At 41.2% G+C, this 16,880-nt stretch carries 13 protein-coding genes; 9 read left to right on the top strand and 4 right to left on the bottom strand.

Annotated features, from left to right (window positions below):
- Positions 1–2,403, bottom strand: a complete 2,403-nt coding sequence (locus tag ESV85_RS06490; RefSeq protein ID WP_146916143.1) for a TonB-dependent receptor — start codon at positions 2,401–2,403, stop codon at positions 1–3.
- Positions 2,404–2,545: 142 nt separating this feature from the next.
- Between ESV85_RS06490 and ESV85_RS06485 the strand changes: the two genes are divergently transcribed.
- The 4 genes from ESV85_RS06485 to ESV85_RS06465 all read left to right on the top strand — a co-directional run bounded on the left by ESV85_RS06485 (position 2,546) and on the right by ESV85_RS06465 (position 6,037).
- Positions 2,546–3,511 carry a VWA domain-containing protein gene (locus ESV85_RS06485; protein WP_146915880.1) on the top strand — a complete coding sequence of 322 codons (966 nt, stop codon included), beginning with the start codon at positions 2,546–2,548 and terminating at the stop codon, positions 3,509–3,511.
- Positions 3,512–4,156 (top strand): hypothetical protein, encoded by a 645-nt coding sequence (locus tag ESV85_RS06480; protein ID WP_092897752.1) that lies wholly within the window; start codon positions 3,512–3,514, stop codon positions 4,154–4,156.
- On the top strand, positions 4,146–4,766 hold the full coding sequence (locus ESV85_RS22220; RefSeq protein ID WP_191321951.1) for a hypothetical protein: 621 nt from the start codon (positions 4,146–4,148) through the stop codon (positions 4,764–4,766). Before ESV85_RS06480 ends, ESV85_RS22220 begins: the two co-directional genes overlap by 11 nt.
- A 92-nt stretch (positions 4,767–4,858) precedes the next feature.
- Positions 4,859–6,037: an acetyl-CoA C-acyltransferase gene (locus tag ESV85_RS06465; protein WP_146916142.1), complete on the top strand. Its 1,179-nt coding sequence runs from the start codon at positions 4,859–4,861 to the stop codon at positions 6,035–6,037.
- 38 nt (positions 6,038–6,075) lie between these two features.
- On the opposite strand, the gene ESV85_RS06460 is transcribed toward ESV85_RS06465, so the two are convergent.
- From ESV85_RS06460 to ESV85_RS06450, 3 genes are read right to left on the bottom strand one after another with little or no spacing between them, the layout of a single operon-like run.
- Positions 6,076–7,188 carry an efflux RND transporter periplasmic adaptor subunit gene (locus ESV85_RS06460; RefSeq protein ID WP_146915874.1) on the bottom strand — a complete coding sequence of 371 codons (1,113 nt, stop codon included), beginning with the start codon at positions 7,186–7,188 and terminating at the stop codon, positions 6,076–6,078.
- Positions 7,189–7,234: 46 nt separating this feature from the next.
- Positions 7,235–10,504 carry an efflux RND transporter permease subunit gene (locus tag ESV85_RS06455; RefSeq protein ID WP_146915872.1) on the bottom strand — a complete coding sequence of 1,090 codons (3,270 nt, stop codon included), beginning with the start codon at positions 10,502–10,504 and terminating at the stop codon, positions 7,235–7,237.
- Positions 10,505–10,519: 15 nt separating this feature from the next.
- On the bottom strand, positions 10,520–11,914 hold the full coding sequence (locus tag ESV85_RS06450) for a TolC family protein (RefSeq protein ID WP_146915870.1): 1,395 nt from the start codon (positions 11,912–11,914) through the stop codon (positions 10,520–10,522).
- 606 nt (positions 11,915–12,520) lie between these two features.
- On the opposite strand from ESV85_RS06450, the gene ESV85_RS06445 reads away from it, so the two are divergent.
- The 5 genes from ESV85_RS06445 to ESV85_RS06425 all read left to right on the top strand — a co-directional run bounded on the left by ESV85_RS06445 (position 12,521) and on the right by ESV85_RS06425 (position 16,813).
- Positions 12,521–13,606 (top strand): toxin-antitoxin system YwqK family antitoxin, encoded by a 1,086-nt coding sequence (locus ESV85_RS06445; protein ID WP_146915868.1) that lies wholly within the window; start codon positions 12,521–12,523, stop codon positions 13,604–13,606.
- Between the two features lie 60 nt (positions 13,607–13,666).
- Positions 13,667–14,605: a phosphoribosylaminoimidazolesuccinocarboxamide synthase gene (locus ESV85_RS06440; protein ID WP_146915866.1), complete on the top strand. Its 939-nt coding sequence runs from the start codon at positions 13,667–13,669 to the stop codon at positions 14,603–14,605.
- A gap of 125 nt (positions 14,606–14,730) precedes the next feature.
- A complete protein-coding gene (locus ESV85_RS06435; RefSeq protein ID WP_146915864.1) occupies positions 14,731–15,111 on the top strand; it encodes an STAS domain-containing protein in 381 nt (126 codons plus the stop codon).
- On the top strand, positions 15,108–16,025 hold the full coding sequence (locus tag ESV85_RS06430) for a ribonuclease Z (protein ID WP_146915862.1): 918 nt from the start codon (positions 15,108–15,110) through the stop codon (positions 16,023–16,025). The genes ESV85_RS06435 and ESV85_RS06430 overlap by 4 nt, the downstream gene beginning before the upstream one ends.
- Positions 16,022–16,813 (top strand): queuosine precursor transporter, encoded by a 792-nt coding sequence (locus ESV85_RS06425; protein WP_146915861.1) that lies wholly within the window; start codon positions 16,022–16,024, stop codon positions 16,811–16,813. Before ESV85_RS06430 ends, ESV85_RS06425 begins: the two co-directional genes overlap by 4 nt.
- The last annotated feature ends 67 nt before the right edge of the window (positions 16,814–16,880 follow it).

Below are 16,880 nucleotides of genomic sequence, written 5' to 3'. Positions count from 1 at the left end.
TCAGAATTGGAAATTATAAGTGATCGATGGCAAGAATGTAAAGAGGTAAGTCATGACAACTCCTTGTCTGGAAGTCACTATTGGCCCATCTTCGGCCCTACTATATTTGATATTATCATTGTAGATCTCTCTGAATTCATAGGCAAATGGATTCTTCCTACCGTACAGATTGTAAATACTGAAGTTCCAGCTCCCTTTCCATTTCCTTCCCTTGTCGGCATTTTTCCAAGTGACGGATGCATCCATTCTGTGGTAATCAGGGAATCTATCCTCATTCCTATACTTAGAATAAAGCGGGACTGACTGCAAATCAACATCATAAAGGCCAATCGGAAATGAAACCGCCTGTCCTGTAGTATAAATGAACGTTAATCCTGCTGACCAAGAAGGCGAAAACTCATGGTTCAGCACCAAAGTCAAATCATGCGGGCGGTCATAGCGTGGGTTGTATTTCAATCCCTCAGAAACTCCAGGCGTTTTGCGCCAAGATCGAGACCATGTATAAGCCAGCCAACCTGTGGTCTTTCCTACATTCTTGCGCAGCATAAATTCCGTACCATATGCCCATCCATTTCCTTTGAGGATTTCGGTCTCTATTTTATCAGTAAATAGAATTTGAGCACCATTTCTCAAATCAATGATGTTCTTGAAATCCTTGTAATAACCTTCTACAGAAAACTCCCAGCGGTTATTATCGAAATTGCGAAATAGGCCAAGCGAAATCTGATCAGCACGTATAGGAGGTACATAAGTTCCTGCTAAAATCCATCGATCTATGGGCAATCCGGCAGAGCTATTTGAAGCGATCTGCACATATTGGAAATTGCGATTGTAGGCTGCCTTAACAGAAAACTCATCATTGAATAAATATCGGAAAGCAACTCGCGGTTCTAGTCCTTGGTAGAACTTGATGTTTTCGAAACTCTTATAATTCACGGAATCTATAATAGATGAAGCAGGATCGAGCACTCCTCCTTCATAAAGGTAATCTACTCCTTTCCCTACTTGATTAAAGAATCCCCATCTCAGTCCTACTTCTGTGCTTAATTTAGGAGTGATCTCATTGGTCATTCCTGCGAATAAACTATTCAGCACACCATTCTTAGGGCTAGTCGCCAACGGATCAATATTACTATCTACAGATGGAACTAGTCTAATAGGGGCAAAATGATAAAACTGGCTTTGAAATCCCCAATAAGTTTGCAAGGCATCGCTTTTAAGAAAAGTCCAAATTCCCTTCATTCCCGATTCGGAAAGATTGTTTTTCCATTCAAAGCCATTATCAGGATCATCAAATTCCACGCTGTAGTTATACATGGAGTGATATCCATCCAGATCAAAGAATAGCTTATCAGAAATATTTCTACTCCACTGAGCCGATGAAATCCAATTGGTCCAGCCCAAACCAAACTCATCATCAAGACCAAGAAAATCACTTCCTTGATAACTGGAAACGGTTAGTTTATCGCGCTCACTCAATTTAAATGACAGCTTTCCGCTCAAATCATGGAAATTAAGTTTGTTATTATTGATATCAGGATCACTTGAAAGCTTCAAAAACATATCTGCATAGGTTCTTCTACCAGAAATAACAAAGGTCGATTTTTCTGAAAAAAGCGGTCCGTCCAAGGTCAATCGGGAAGATATCGTACCAATTCCTCCCTCTCCATGGATCTGCTCATTATTTCCCTCTCGAAGTGAAACATCTATCAAAGCTGAAAGTCTGCCTCCGAAAGAAGCAGGCATATTGCCTTTATACAGCTCCACTTGATCCAATGCATCCGGATTGAAGACAGAGAAAAATCCAAAGAAATGAGAAGGATTGTAGATCGGTGCACCATCTAACTGCACCAGATTCTGGTCAGCTGAACCACCACGCACAAATAGTCCTGTGGTTCCTTCTCCCGCAGTCTGCACGCCAGGCAGCAATTGTAAGCTTCTTAGCAGATCTACTTCACCAAAAAGGGCCGGTATATTTTTAATAGTTGCAATAGGGACTGTTGCTTTTCCTGTCTCCATATTCCGAACAGACTGATCCGGATTTGTCTCCTGAATGATGATTTCATCAAGCGACAAATCTTCTGGTTTGAGAAAAAATCGCTGCGGTTTATCGAAATCCTTTGAAGTAATCACTCTAATGGAAGTTTCGAATCCTATAAAAGAAACTACCAGACGGGCGGGTAAGGTTTTAATACCTATTTGAAAAGTCCCATCGATTTCAGAAACTACTCCTGAAGACACATCGTTTTCCCAATAAACACTAGCTCCGGGCAGCGGCGATGAGTTTGTTACATCTAGCACTTGCGCTACAAAAACCTTCGTTTCCTGAGCTATAAGCTCTGAAAAAGGGAAAGTGAAAAGGAAAATGAAAAGGAAATTACTTGGTTTGGCAGTTAACCTCATGCTACATAAATAAGGATTGTACCCCAAAACTAGACGCTTCACAAAAATTAATGTTTGTTAATTATCAAGATCATTTCAAATTAGGGACACCTCTTATCGCATTCACCCTTTTAAAGTAAGCTTTATTTTATAATTTCAGGTCATGATTTGGGCTTATCCGGACGTAAAACTCACCCTCTTGCTAGCCGGCATTTTCGGTTTGCTGTATTTTATTTATCTATTTCGCTATTGGAAGATCAACCACAAGCTGGAAGTAGAGAAGCGTAGGCTGTTCACTAAGGTGGTCATCCGAACTACGTATTTTGTGCTGTTTCTTATTGCTTTTGCAGGGCCTTCTATTGGTACCTCATTGAAGGAAATCCAAGATGAAGGCAAAGATATTTTCATCGCTGTGGATTTATCTCAGTCGATGAATGCGGCTGACATCGGTCCTAGTCGACTTCAACGAATAAAGTTTGAATTGAAAAACTTAACGAAAAGTTTTCCTTCAGATAGAATCGGATTGATCATTTTCAGTTCAGAAGCTTTCATGCAATGTCCCCTCACCTTCGATCAAAGTGTACTCCAATTGTACATCGATGGATTGAATACTGGCCTGGTTCCTAATTTCGGAACGGATCTCAATGGTCCATTAAGGATGGCTGAGGAAAGATTCCTCAATGATGAAAGTCAAGAGGTGAAGTCTAAAACAATTATTTTGATCTCGGATGGAGAAAACTTTGGCGATGATCTGGAGGATATTGGATCCCGATTAAGCAATGAGGGAATAAAAGTATTTTCGCTTGGCGTCGGTACCACTGGTGGAAGCAGCATACCTAGAGGTAATGGCTTGGTGATCGATCCACAAACAGGTAAACCTGCGCAAACAGTTCTTGACCGTGCACCCCTTCAGCAAATTGCTGCTGAGACAAATGGCCAATACTTTGAGATTTCTGATGAAGTTCAGGAAATTGGAGATTTAACTGCTGCTTTGGAGCGTGTAGAAGGCGGAGTCACTGGATCTAGAGTTGTCGAAGCTTCTGCAAATAAGTATTTTTATTTTCTATTGGCTGGCTTAGTTCTTTCTTTGCTGGACATGATGTTACCGATTAAAACTATCAAACTATAAATGAGCTGGAGTAAGCTAACCTTAGCAGTTTTCCTTCTGATTCCCGCATCTTGGACTCGAGTTTCCAGGCTGAATTCCGCCATTGACTTGGCAGGAGAAAGCTACGCCAAAGCTGAATACGAGCAATCAATTACGAATCATCAGGTTCTCATCGATGAATTTGGATATGCTTCACCGGAGCTAGATTATAATCTTGGCCTCAGCAATCAGTATGCAGAAAAAGTAGATGAAGCCGTTGGCTATTACGATAAAGCTTCAATAGCTCCGAACAAGATGCTTGCATCCTTTGCATTCAATCAAGGAGGAGTGCTTCTGGGAAATAAGAAAGAATACGAACCGGCGCTGAGTAAATTCAAGTCCGCTCTGATTCAAGATCCAAACAATGAAGTAGCCAGACATAATTATGAATTGCTGGCAAGATGGTTGCAACGTGATGAGGAACGTAAGAATGAAGACCAGAATAAACCCGAGCCATCGGATTTTGCAAAGCGTAAAAAAGCAGAAGCTGATCGAATGGTGGAACAATTCCGCTTCAAAGATGCGTTGAACCTAATGAATGAAGCCAGGCTTCAAGATGAAACCGTTGATGCGTATAAAGATTTTATGACGAGTCTTCAAGAAATCACAGAGATCGATGAGAAATAAACTTCTAATACTTCTAGGATTTGCTTTCACCCTAAGCCTATCCACCGCTAAAGCCCAAACCTCCGGTGAGTACTTTAACCGAGCTGCTCGTTCCTACGTCAAAACTGAAAAGGATCAAGCATTGGCTACAGTTAAGGACGGTTTGACTAAATTTCCTTCGGATGCGAAACTACAGGCTTTGAAAGAAAAGCTGGAAAAAGAACAGGAAGAGCAAGATAAACAGGATCAGCAGAAGCAAGACCAGCAGAATCAGGAAGAAAAACAACAGCAGGAAGATCAAAAAAGTCAAGGTGAAGACGGGGAACAGCAGGAATCCAAAGAAGATGGCGAAAAGACCAACGAGGATAAAGCCAAAGAATCCCAAGCTGGAGATCCATCCGATAAAAGTGATGACAAGCCTAGCGAAAATGCAAACGATCAGATGGATGCTAATCTAGCTGATAAGCAAAAGGCTATGGACGAATTCAAGGAGAAGCTAAAAGCGATGAACCTCACTCCTGAGCAAGCTGCGCAAATACTCGAAAGTATGAATGCTGCAGAATTACGCTACATCCAACAAAACAAGAAAAAAGCCACGGAGAGACCTAAGAGAGGTATTCCAGATTGGTAAGAATGTCTGAAGTTGGATGACCGATGACCGATGAAGGGTACACCGGACATCCTACATTGGTCACCTAACATCTACAAAACCCAAATATCATGATCAAAGAAGTATATATCGTCTCAGCCGTTAGAACTCCTTTGGGGAGTTTTGGAGGAAAATTAGCTGGACTTACAGCTATAGAACTCTGCAGTACTGCTATTAAAGGTGCCCTGTCAAAAGCCGGCGTAAAGGCTGAGGAAGTTCAGGAAGTTTTTATGGGAAATGTAATTTCCGCTAACCTTGGACAAGCACCTGCACGTCAAGCATCTATAGGTGCTGGAATCGGATACAATGTCCCTTGTACCACAGTCAATAAAGTATGCGCTTCAGGAATGAAAGCCGTTATGTTTGGCGCTCAATCCATCATGCTAGGCATCAATGATGTAGTCGTAGCAGGCGGAATGGAAAGTATGTCAAATGTGCCTTTTTATGTACCTAAAGCTAGATTTGGCTACAAATATGGCAATGCTGAATTCGTGGATGGCTTGGTTAAAGACGGCCTTTTCGAAGCTTATTATAAATTCCCAATGGGAAACTGTGCAGATAATACTGCCAAGGAAATGAACATTTCCCGCGAGGATCAGGACGCTTACGCTATTCAATCTTATCAGCGCTCGGCAGATTCATGGGCCAAAGGATACTTCAAAGATGAAGTGGTACCTGTAGAAATGAAAGGTAGAAAAGGCGAAACAATCGTCATCGACGAGGATGAGGAGTATAAGAATGTCATGTTTGACAAGATCGCTTCGCTTCGACCAGTATTTGATAAAGAAGGAACTGTCACTGCAGCAAATGCTTCTACCATGAATGACGGAGCTTCTGCTTTGGTTTTGGTGAGCAAGGAAAAAGCAGAGGAATTAGGATTGAAGCCATTGGCTAAAATCAGAGGTTTTGCAGATGCAGCCACTGATCCACTTTGGTTCACCACTGCTCCTGCCCTAGCTATCCCAAAAGCAATCAAGCATGCAGGATTAACTGCTGAGGATATTGACTTCTACGAGATCAATGAAGCATTTGCAGCCGTTGCATTAGCTAATCAAAAAGAATTAAACCTAGATAACGACAAAGTAAATGTCTTTGGAGGAGCAGTTTCCTTAGGACATCCACTTGGAGCCTCTGGAGCTAGAATCATCAGCACATTGAACTCTGTATTGCATCAGAAAAATGGCAAGATCGGCGTTGCTGGAATATGCAATGGCGGTGGCGGAGCTTCAGCGATGGTAATTGAGAAAATGTAATTATAATTCACATTCATTATATGGAAATCACCGGGTACTTACTCGGTGATTTCTGCTTTTACAGGAGCCTTGTCTCTTATTTCTTCAGACACACTTTTTAATAAAATATCTCCATCGCTTAGCTCGCCGAAAACTTCAATTAAGCCCCCTCCACTTCTACCCACACTCACTGGAACCCAAATAGAACTGTCATTTTCCACTTTTATCACGAACATCCCCAAGGTCGAATTCAGAACCGCTGACTGAGGAACTGCAAAACTATTTCCGTCAGTATTGACAGGAATGGTAACCTCTGCCACCATTTTTGGCAACAGCTCTCCCTCAGCATTATTGACATCCATTTCTACAAGCTCAGCCCGTAGCCGATCATCCAATGCTCCTGCCAGTCTGGAAACTTCCGCTTTGAATATCTTCCCAGGAATTGAACGCACAGTAAATTCCACAGCACTCCCCTTCTGCAAAGTAGAGGCATATAGCTCAGGCACATTTACTACCAATCGAAGATTTTTCTGTTCCAAAAGGGTAAAAAGTGGCATTTCAGAACCTCGACCTGAAGGCCCTACGTACGCACCGGCGCTTACATTTCGCGAAGTAATTACTCCTGAAAATGGCGCACGAATCTCCAGGTAATTCTTTGCATCAGTGATTTCACGATAAGCTGCTTTCGCAGATTCCCACTTGGCTAGATCCGACTGCTGATCTGCAAAAGCCATATCCAGATCATTTTGAGAAATGGTACCCGGTGTTTTACTGGTTTTCAAAACCCGATCGTAGCGTGATTTACTGGCTAAATAAACCGCTTCAAAAGACTTCAACCTTGATTCAGCACCAGCGAGTTGAGAACTAATTTCCGGAGCATCCAATGTCACCAAAAGCTGTCCCTTTTTCACTTCAGTCCCTACATCAACTAACAGCTTTTCGACGAAACTACTAACCTTTGCATAAATATCCACCTGCTGGTTTGCTACCAATTCACCCGGAATTCTGAATGAAGAAGCTACAGCTCCCTTCTTTAATCTGAAAGCCTCATGAGTCACTACCGCTATTTCTGTGGCATCATCTGAGAACTTCTTGTCTTCAGATTTACAGCTTTGAAAAGCCAGTCCAACCACTACAAAAAGAGGAATTGCAAACTTTTTATATCGTTTCATTTTTTGACCAGTTAGGTAAGCTCTCATAAGTAAAAGGTTGAAAAACTTAATTGGATTGAGGAATGTAATGGATACTTTGCTCGTCTTCAGGATCAAGAGAGACACTTTGAGTCGTTGTTTTAGCCTGAGCCCATGAGAATGCAATCGGGAGAATAATCAATGCAGCAACCGTAGAAGCGATCAAACCTCCGATGACAGCTCTTCCCAAAGGAGAAGTTTGCTCAGAACCCTCTCCCATTCCTATAGCCATTGGAATCATACCTACGACCATTGCCATGGCTGTCATCACAATTGGCCTCACACGCAAGGAAGCAGCTTCCAATGCGGACTTGGTTGCATCCCCATTTTTCAATCGCAGCTCTTCCGCATTGGTAATGAGGAGAACGGCATTCGAAATAGAAACCCCAACTGACATGATTATCCCCATGTAAGATTGAAGATTCAATGTAGAACCAGTAGCAACCAGTAACAGCAATGATCCCAACAATACCGCCGGAACTGTTACCAATACCACTCCCGAAACTTTGAAGGATTGGAAGTTTGCAGCAAGCATAAGGAAAATTACAATGATTGCAACCAAAAGTCCTCCTTCCAGACTATCCAACGTTTCGATCAAAGTAGCACTCATACCTATCAACTCTACTTTCAGTCCCCTTGGCAACTCACCCAGTGAAGCAATGGCTTCATTTACATCGGCAGCGGCTGTAGCCAAATCCATTTCGTTTAGATTAGCCGTTACTGTTTGCATTGGATTGGCACCAAGGTCTGCTATTTCACCTTCTGTTCTCCCCTCTTCAAACGTAGCAATATCACTAAGGACCGGTCTAGCAGAATTCCTTTTGACTGGTATCTGACCGATTTCTTCTATACTGTTCATTTGCCCTTCTGGCACTTGAATCTGCACATTGTAGGTATTACCATTAGGTTTGTCTACCCAGACATTTTTCTCAGTAAATCTGGAGGAAGAGGTAGAAGCTATGAGAGATCGAGACACATCAGAGAGATCCACTCCTAGCTGAGAAGCGCGAAGCCTATCGATTTTAATATTTATAGTTGGATAGTTTACCGACTGACCTATCTGAATATCCCGGAGGTAATCGATGGTTTTCAGCTTATCCATCAGCTTTCTGGCGTACTCTCGGTTCACTTCTTTTTTCCGGCCAACAAAACGTACTTCAATTGGCGTTGGCGAACCTTGACTTAGAATTTTATCGGTCAATTCTATCGGTTCAAAAGACAAAGTCATTCCTGAATTGATCGTCGTAGCCTTTTTGCGGATAGCATCTTTGAGTTCATCCAAATTGACTTCAAAATCGCTATTAAGTGCTACTTGAAGTACTGCTTCATGCGGACCGGACATCCATAGGAAAATTGGATTGATGGAATAAAGCTGAGGATGCAAACCCACATAAGCTGAAGTCACAGACACATTCTCTTTGCCGACTATTTCATCAATTCCAGCCAGAAGTTTGATGGTTTCAGCCTCAGTAGTTTCCATTCGAGTGCCATCAGGCAACTTCATTCTCAGCTGAAACTGATTACCATCTACTCTCGGCAACACATCCCTACCAATTCCATTCACAAAGAGTGCTACCAAACCGATACTGACGATCAAATACACTATCAAAACAGGTTTACGATAAGGAAGCAAGGATTCAATCAAACCCAGATAGCTTTTTCTAAATCGCTCAAATAGGCTGATTTTCCCATCCTTATTTATATCCACCCGCTCTGCCAGCATTACTTTTTGCTCATGGCTACTTTCCTGTGATCTGTCTAATCCAGCCAAAGCCATCTCTTCTTTATCAGTCATTTGACTTCCATCAGGCTTCAAATGATGCTTCACTTTCATCAGCCAGTTTGCCAGAACTGGCACAAAGGTCTGGGAAAGAAAATAGGATGCTATCATGCTGAATCCAATTGCCAAAGCAAGAGGAAGGAAAAGTGAACCAGGAATTCCACCCATAGTAAATGCCGGAGCAAATACGGCCAGGATACATAGCAAAATGAGCAATTTTGGAAAAGCGATTTCTGAACAGGCATGCCAGATCGCCAAAGCTTTCGGTTTGCCCATATCAAAATGCTGGTGAATATTTTCGATGGTTACCGTACTTTCATCAACCAAAATTCCAATAGCCAAAGCCAAACCACTTAAGGTCATGATATTGATGGTTTGCCCAAAAAGGTTCAGAAACAACACTGAAGTAATGATGGAGGCAGGAATCGTCAAAATCACGATCAATGCTCCTCTGGCATCGCCCAAAAACAGAAGTACCATTAAACCTGTGAGAATCGCACCGATTATTCCTTCATGGATTAAGCTATCCACGGAATTGATCACAAATTCAGACTGATCAAATTCAAAAGTGAGTTTTACATCTTCAGGTAATTGATTCTGAATATCCGGTATGGATTTCTTCAGATTTTGCACAACCTCCCAAGTGGAGGCGTCAGCACTTTTTGCAATACTGAGGTAAACAGATCTCCTGCCATTAACCAACGCATATCCTGAAGCGATGTCAGCCCCATCTTCCACAGTGGCGACATCTTTCATGTAGAGATTATGAACCCCCTCTTTGAACAAAGGAATATCTCCAAATTCCTCAACGGTATTCAATATTGTATTTGCCGGAGTCAGGTAGTTAATATCCCCAATCCTCACATTTCCAGAAGGAGTTGTGATGTTATTGACCCGCATAGCCTCGACTAGCTGATCTGGAGTTAGGTTATGATCTCGGAGCTTCTGAGGGTCTACTTTGATTACGACAGTTCTGGAGCTACCTCCAAAAGGTGGTGAAGAAACCAGGCCAGGAATGTCAGTAAAAGTCGAACGCACATTGATATTCGCGATATCCAGCAACTCATTATTACTTCTGGTGTCCGAGCTTAAAACAAGCTGACCAACCGGCAATGTCGAGGCATCAAAACGAATGATGAAGGGCGGATTGGATCCTGGTGGAAATACAGCTTGGATTCTATTGGAAAAGGCCGAGATTTCTGCAGCTGCCTGAGCCATATCTGTACCTGGATAAAACTCAATTTTCATCAAGGTTAGCCCTTGAATGTTTTTAGTAGTTATTTGCTTTACCCCATTGACAAACAGGAAGATATTCACATACCTTTTCCCATAAAAAGCTTCCATCTGCTCAGGCATGTAGCCTCCATGTGGGTGGGACAAATAAAGCACGGGAAGATCAAGCTCAGGAAAAATATCAATCTTAATCGTGCTTACGGCCTTAATCCCAAAGAATAACAGCCCAACGACCACTACTAAAATTGTAATCGGTTTTCTTAAAGCAAAACGTATCAATTCCATTTCAGTCGCTTAGGTTTAAAGTTGGTCCTCGAAAAGGCTAAAATCTCCAGCCGCAGCAGCTTTAAAAAGCAAAGCCTGCCATACATTATTAGTTGCAATGGCTTCATCTGTCTCTGCCCGGATTAAGAGGTAAAAAGCCTGGGTAACATTTACCAAATCCGTCAGCCCATTTTCATACAGTGCTAGCTGCCTCTGATAAGCTTGCGATGCCGCAGTCACCTGAATAGGGGCTTCTTTTACACTTTCCAATGCATTTTGAAGCTTTTTGTCTGATAAATCGCCCTGTAACCGAATCCTCTGATCAGCCTGTCGATATTCCTCTAAAAGTGCTTCACTGATAAATTTCTGAGATTGAACCTGCTTTGAGGTTCTCAGGATCTGGGAAAGATTCCAGGTAAGTCCTATTCCTAGCAAGTAGTTGGATCGTGTAGGATTGATCCCATCCCAATAGGAATGTGAAAAATCTGTATTGTCAACATTATAGGTAGGTCCAAATCCGGATGCACGCGTCTGGACGATTCCTATTAGCGCTATCGAAGGGTAGTTAAAAGTGCGGAAATAAGCCGTTTGCTGCTCATTCAGATTGACTTTAGCACGATACCATTCCAATATTGGGTGATTGAAAATACTGGTATCTTCTGTGAATTCATGAGGAATTTTAGCAAGAAACAAGGTGTCAAGAATGTATTCCTGATCAATTACACCCAATAGATTCATGAGAACATTTTCCGCTTCAAGCTCCCGATCAAGAGATTTCAGGTAGGCAATTTTTGCATTAGAATATTCAGCATCAGCCTGCGATGAATCTACCCCAGCTATCAGACCGTTTCTAGCTTTCACTTTCACAATTTGCTGAAAGGTGGCTGCTCTTTCCATATTTTTCTGAAAAGAAACAGTGAGTTTATGGGCTGCCACGCCATCTAGGTAGGCACTTGAAACTTTGATCTGGTGTTGGAAAATTTCCTGCGTAAGGTCTTTTTGATCTTGATCTACAACTGCTTCAGCGGTTTGAATGCTACTTTTTGCTCTGCCAAAAGAAAACACCTCCCAATTAACATTCGCTACATAAGAAGCCCCAAAGGCAGCGTCCCAATTTTGCTCACTTCGCGGTAGGCCTGAAGAGGCTACGCCATATCCGCCAAAACCCCAGAGTGGACTTATAATTCCATTTACAGTACCATAATCCTGCTGAGCTGAAAGCGTGAGGTTTGGGAGGTAATCACGCTTAGCTTTATCTGCAAGCATGCTGGATGACTCTGCGTAGAATTCTTTTGCCCGAATAGCTCCATAGTTATCAAGTGACAACTGGACAGCGTCCTGAATCGTGAGCACTTCTTGAGCCTGCCCTTGATTTAATGTGACTCCCAAAAGAAATAAAGCAATAAATGCCCTATGAAAGAGTTTGTTCATGGGTAATAGTTTCATTCTAGAACAATTATTCAAACAGGTTTATACCTGCAATTATCACAGTAGAAATTGACAAGAAAATTTATTCAAAAGAGGACATAGACCAGTTTGTTTCAAAGCAATTTTCCCTAGGAGCAAATGAACCAAAACAACTGTAGGTAATTCTTCTCAGTTCTAAACCAAGAAAGTTATCTTTAGAACTAATTCGAACCATAAATGGGCTTATTATTTTAGTCTCATCTCCTAATAATTTGGAAACTTGATATAGACATATGTAAGAGTAAGCAATAAGGAGATTGACCAGACACCTAAAGTAAGTGTGTATACATCTATCCTGTACGCATGATACCACCATATTGCATTTCTTTTACTAAATCAGTGATGGGCTCTACCAACTTTTTTACAGATGGATAATTATATCCATGAAAGAAAATCATGGCAAGGATTAAAAATTATCGGTTAACATATGATCCAGCAAGCACGTAAAACTATCAAATCGGAGGTAGACTTGTTTATGTAGGACCCGATCAGGAACTTTTCGTTTTACTGAAAACATTAAAATATTACCAGACATTTAGCAACTTGCCTATTCATCCAATACATTTAATTGTGCGAAAAATTTTTCTACTCTTTTTGATTCTTGTTTCTACTCCACAAGTCTTTGCCCAAGATACCATACGCACGTACCATGATCAGGAAGAAACCCTAATCAAGGAATTATATTTGATGGTGAATGGCAAAGCGAATGGAGAAATCAAGCGATTTGATGAAGAAGGATATCTCGTTCAAATTGGACACTTGAAAGATGATCAAAGAAATGGGCTGTTTATTGATTTAGACCCACTTTCAGGAGATACAGTGAGGATTATCCCTTTCGTGGACAATAGTAGGTCTGGTGAATCGAAAAGTTTTTTTCCAGGATCAAAGCTCAAGCAAACTTCTACTTATCAGGATAATCAGATCGTTGGCGAAGTGATTACTTATTATGAATCAGGTCAGATTAGCGACAAAACCAATTTCCAACACAACAAGCCAAATGGACTCAGCCAAACTTTCTATGAGTCTGGAAAGCAAGCTTCCAAAGTTTACTTCTCTGAAGGTAGATACGATGGACTTTTTGAAGAATATGCAGAAAATGGTCAACTTTTAATTTCAGCTACTTACCTAAATGGAGTTCTGGATGGAAGAGAAACCCAATATTATGAAGATGGGCAAGTATTATCCGTGATTGATTATTCCAAAGGAATTTTAGATGGAATCTATGAATTGAATTATCCAGATGGCTCGCCCGAGCGAAGAGGAAACTATAAAAAAGGCTATGAAGAAGGTGCATTATTGTCTTATCACCAGAATGGTGAACTGAGAGAAAAGGCTGTTTTCAAAAAAGGAATTCCTATACAACCGACAGAGAAGTATTATACTTCTGGCAAACTTCAACAGAAAAAGACTTTTGATAAACTGGGTAGCCCAGTTTTAGAAATCAATTACTTTGAAAATGGTCAAGTCCATTCTGCCATTAATTACCTATACAACGAAGCTCAAGGCGAGGTAAGGATTTACAGAGAAGATGGCTCTTTGGAGGAAATAAGAAGGTTTAAGGATGGGAAAATGACCGGTAAACGGGATTTTTTTGATGAGAAAGAAACGCTTATCATTACAGAATTCTATGAAAAGGGTAACAAAATCAATAAATAAATAGATCGTGCAGGGGAAGAAAGGAAAAGCTTTTTCTATTTTTGCCCAAACAATAAAAGGATGAGTAACGCAATCAAAGAAACCCATTTTCAATTCCCAGGACAGCAGGGATTTTACAAAGGTAAAGTTCGTGATGTCTATATGTTTGACAAAGAATTGGTTGTAGTCGCATCTGACAGAATCTCTGCCTTCGATGTAGTATTACCTTGTCCAATTCCATACAAAGGCCAAGTCCTGAATCAAATCGCTGCCAAATTCCTAGCTGCGACTTCAGATATAGTGCCTAACTGGGTGACTTCCACTCCAGATCCTAACGTGACGATCGGTACTCGATGCGAACCTTTCAAGGTGGAAATGGTGATTCGTGGATATATGTCTGGACATGCGGCCAGAGAATACAAGGAAGGAAAGCGAAGCATTTGCGGAGTAGCGATGCCAGAGCATATGCGTGAAAACGACCCTTTTCCTGAGCCAATCATCACTCCTACTACCAAAGCTGATCAAGGACACGACGAAGATATTTCTAGAGAAGAAATCCTAAAGCAAGGAATCGTAAGTGAGGCTGACTACCTACAACTGGAAAAGTATACCAGGGCATTATTTCAAAGAGGTCAAGAAATGGCTAATGAAATGGGCTTGATCTTGGTCGATACCAAGTATGAATTTGGTAAAGTCGGAGATAAAATTCTTTTGATCGACGAAATTCATACGCCGGATTCCTCCCGCTATTTCTATGCAGATGGCTACGAAGAAAACCAGGCAAAAGGAATCGCGCAGAAGCAACTTTCCAAAGAATTTGTGAGACAATGGTTAATTTCAAATGGTTTTCAGGGCAAAGACGGACAATCTGTACCTGAAATGACAGATGAAATTGTAGAAAGCATCTCTGATCGCTATATTGAGCTATTCGAAAAAATCACTGGAGAGACTTTCCAAAAAGCAAATACAACAGAAATTGAGTCTAGAATAGAGAAAGCAATTCTTACACATTTAGGCTAAAAGAATAATCAAATCATACTATGAAATCGAGCACGACGAATTACATCGCACACTGAGATGATTATTTAGCCTGCGAGATTCCTCCCGATAGCTATCGGGATGACCAATAAAAAATAAATAAACACATGAAATATTCAATTGATAAAAAAGAACAATACGTCATCTTCACTCCACAGGAAGAGAAATTGGATTCATTGCTTGCTCCAGTTTTGAAATCTGAATTATTGACGATTCACGCTGAAGGCTTCACAAATCTTGTCTTGGACATGAGCGAAGTGAAATATGTAGATTCCTCAGGACTTAGCGCATTGCTAGTTGGGGATCGTGAATTCGGTAAAAATGGTGGTGTTTTCATTATTTCAGGCGTTCAGGATCATGTCATGAAACTGTTGAAAATCTCCATGTTGGATAAGAAATTAAACTTAGTGAGCACGCTTGAAGAAGCAAGTGAAGCTATCTTCATGCATGCTATCGAAAGCGGAGAAGAAGAAGAGGAGGAAGGTTGATACCTGACTTTGAAGTCACCATATTAGGAAACACGTCTTCCATCCCTGTGCATGGAAGGCATCATACTGCCCAAGTCGTTCGATTTGGGCAGGATTTTTTACTGATAGATTGCGGTGAGGCTATGCAGCTACAGGCTCGTGCCTTCAAAATCAAAGTCTCTAAGATCAATCATATTTTCATTTCTCACCTTCATGGAGATCATTACTTAGGTTTAGTCGGACTACTCTCTAGCTATCACTTAGGCAAAAGAACAACTCCGCTCACCATCTTTGGTCCTCAAGGGTTAGACGAAATCATCACCACACATTTTCGCTGGAGCAATACCAAATTGAACTATCCGCTCACTTTTGTACAAACTCATGATGATGGCATAAACCTTCTTCTGGACGATCCAAGATTTGAAGTGTATAGCTTCCCTCTCAAACATAGATTACCTACGACTGGCTTTCTCATCAAAGAAAAACATGGGCTTCGTAGTATGATTAAAGAGAAATTGCAGCAAAATGAAGTGCCTTTAGCTGCTATTCTTTCTCTGCGTCAAGGTATAGACTACAAAGACGAAAGCGGTAAGCTTTACAAAGTCAAAGCCTACACCCAACCGCTTCCCCCTCTCCGCTCCTATGCTTACTGCTCTGATACGATTTTCAATCCGGAAGTAAAACAATTTATCCAAAATGTAGATTTACTCTATCACGAATCGACTTTTATGGAAGATAATGTAGAGCGAGCGGCCGTCACATTTCATAGTACAGCAAAGCAAGCTGCTGAGATAGCAAAAATGAGTCAAGTGAAAAAGTTGCTTTTGGGTCACTACTCCTCACGATATGCACATCTGGAGCCACTCTTAGATGAGGCGAAAACTGTTTTTAAAAATTCCGTATTAAGCGAAGAAGGCTCAACTTATTCTCTATGAACAAGTCTCAAAACTCCAGAAAGACTAATCTTTTTATCATCCTGGGAAGCATCTTCCTGACCAATGCGATTTTGGCAGAAATCATCGGAGTGAAGATTTTCTCTGCCGAGAAAACGCTCGGTTTTGATCCGGTAAACTGGACATTTTTCGGAGAGTACTTATTGGACTTCAATCTTACAGCTGGTGCGATAATCTGGCCAGTGGTGTTTATCACCACCGATATTATCAATGAGTATTTTGGCAAAAAAGGCGTCAAGAAAATGTCTTTTCTGACAGCCGGACTGATTGCCTATGCATTCATAATCATCAGCGTAGTCACTGCTTTGACACCAGCAGACTTCTGGCTGGACGTAAATGCTACTACACCCGACGGTGAGAGCTTTAATATCAGCTACGCCTTCAATACCATATTCCGACAGGGAATGGGAATCATCATTGGCTCACTCACTGCATTTCTAATAGGTCAGTTAATCGATGTCTATGTCTTCCAAAAGCTAAGGGCTGTAACAGGAGAAGGTAAAATCTGGCTCAGAGCGACTGGTTCTACCTTGGTCAGCCAGTTTATAGATTCATTCGTAGTATTGGGAATTGCTTTTTATGTTTTTGGAAATTGGAGCTTCAGTCAAATTATTGCTGTAGGCATTATGAATTACATCTATAAAATGACTGTAGCGATTGTACTCACACCTTTACTTTATGTAGCTCACGGCATGATAGACCGATACCTTGGGAAAGAACTCGCGGAGGAAATGATCGAGGAAGCTAGTGAGAACAAAGCTTTTTTGTAAGGTGAAATTGCCCTTATAATCACAGCGTAAGGTAACACACAAGATTGTCAGGTTGAGTAATAAAATA

Source organism: Algoriphagus aquimarinus (genome assembly GCF_007997215.1).
Lineage (GTDB): Bacteria > Bacteroidota > Bacteroidia > Cytophagales > Cyclobacteriaceae > Algoriphagus > Algoriphagus aquimarinus_A.
This window is presented reverse-complemented; position numbering and strand designations above follow the sequence as displayed.

Coding starts and splice junctions, on each gene's coding strand:
- ESV85_RS06490 (WP_146916143.1), bottom strand. CDS start 2,403: ATGAGGTTAACTGCCAAACCAAGTAATTTCCTTTTCATTTTCCTTTTC.
- ESV85_RS06485 (WP_146915880.1), top strand. CDS start 2,546: ATGATTTGGGCTTATCCGGACGTAAAACTCACCCTCTTGCTAGCCGGC.
- ESV85_RS06480 (WP_092897752.1), top strand. CDS start 3,512: ATGAGCTGGAGTAAGCTAACCTTAGCAGTTTTCCTTCTGATTCCCGCA.
- ESV85_RS22220 (WP_191321951.1), top strand. CDS start 4,146: ATGAGAAATAAACTTCTAATACTTCTAGGATTTGCTTTCACCCTAAGC.
- ESV85_RS06460 (WP_146915874.1), bottom strand. CDS start 7,188: ATGAAACGATATAAAAAGTTTGCAATTCCTCTTTTTGTAGTGGTTGGA.
- ESV85_RS06455 (WP_146915872.1), bottom strand. CDS start 10,504: ATGGAATTGATACGTTTTGCTTTAAGAAAACCGATTACAATTTTAGTA.
- ESV85_RS06450 (WP_146915870.1), bottom strand. CDS start 11,914: ATGAACAAACTCTTTCATAGGGCATTTATTGCTTTATTTCTTTTGGGA.
- ESV85_RS06440 (WP_146915866.1), top strand. CDS start 13,667: ATGAGTAACGCAATCAAAGAAACCCATTTTCAATTCCCAGGACAGCAG.
- ESV85_RS06435 (WP_146915864.1), top strand. CDS start 14,731: ATGAAATATTCAATTGATAAAAAAGAACAATACGTCATCTTCACTCCA.
- ESV85_RS06425 (WP_146915861.1), top strand. CDS start 16,022: ATGAACAAGTCTCAAAACTCCAGAAAGACTAATCTTTTTATCATCCTG.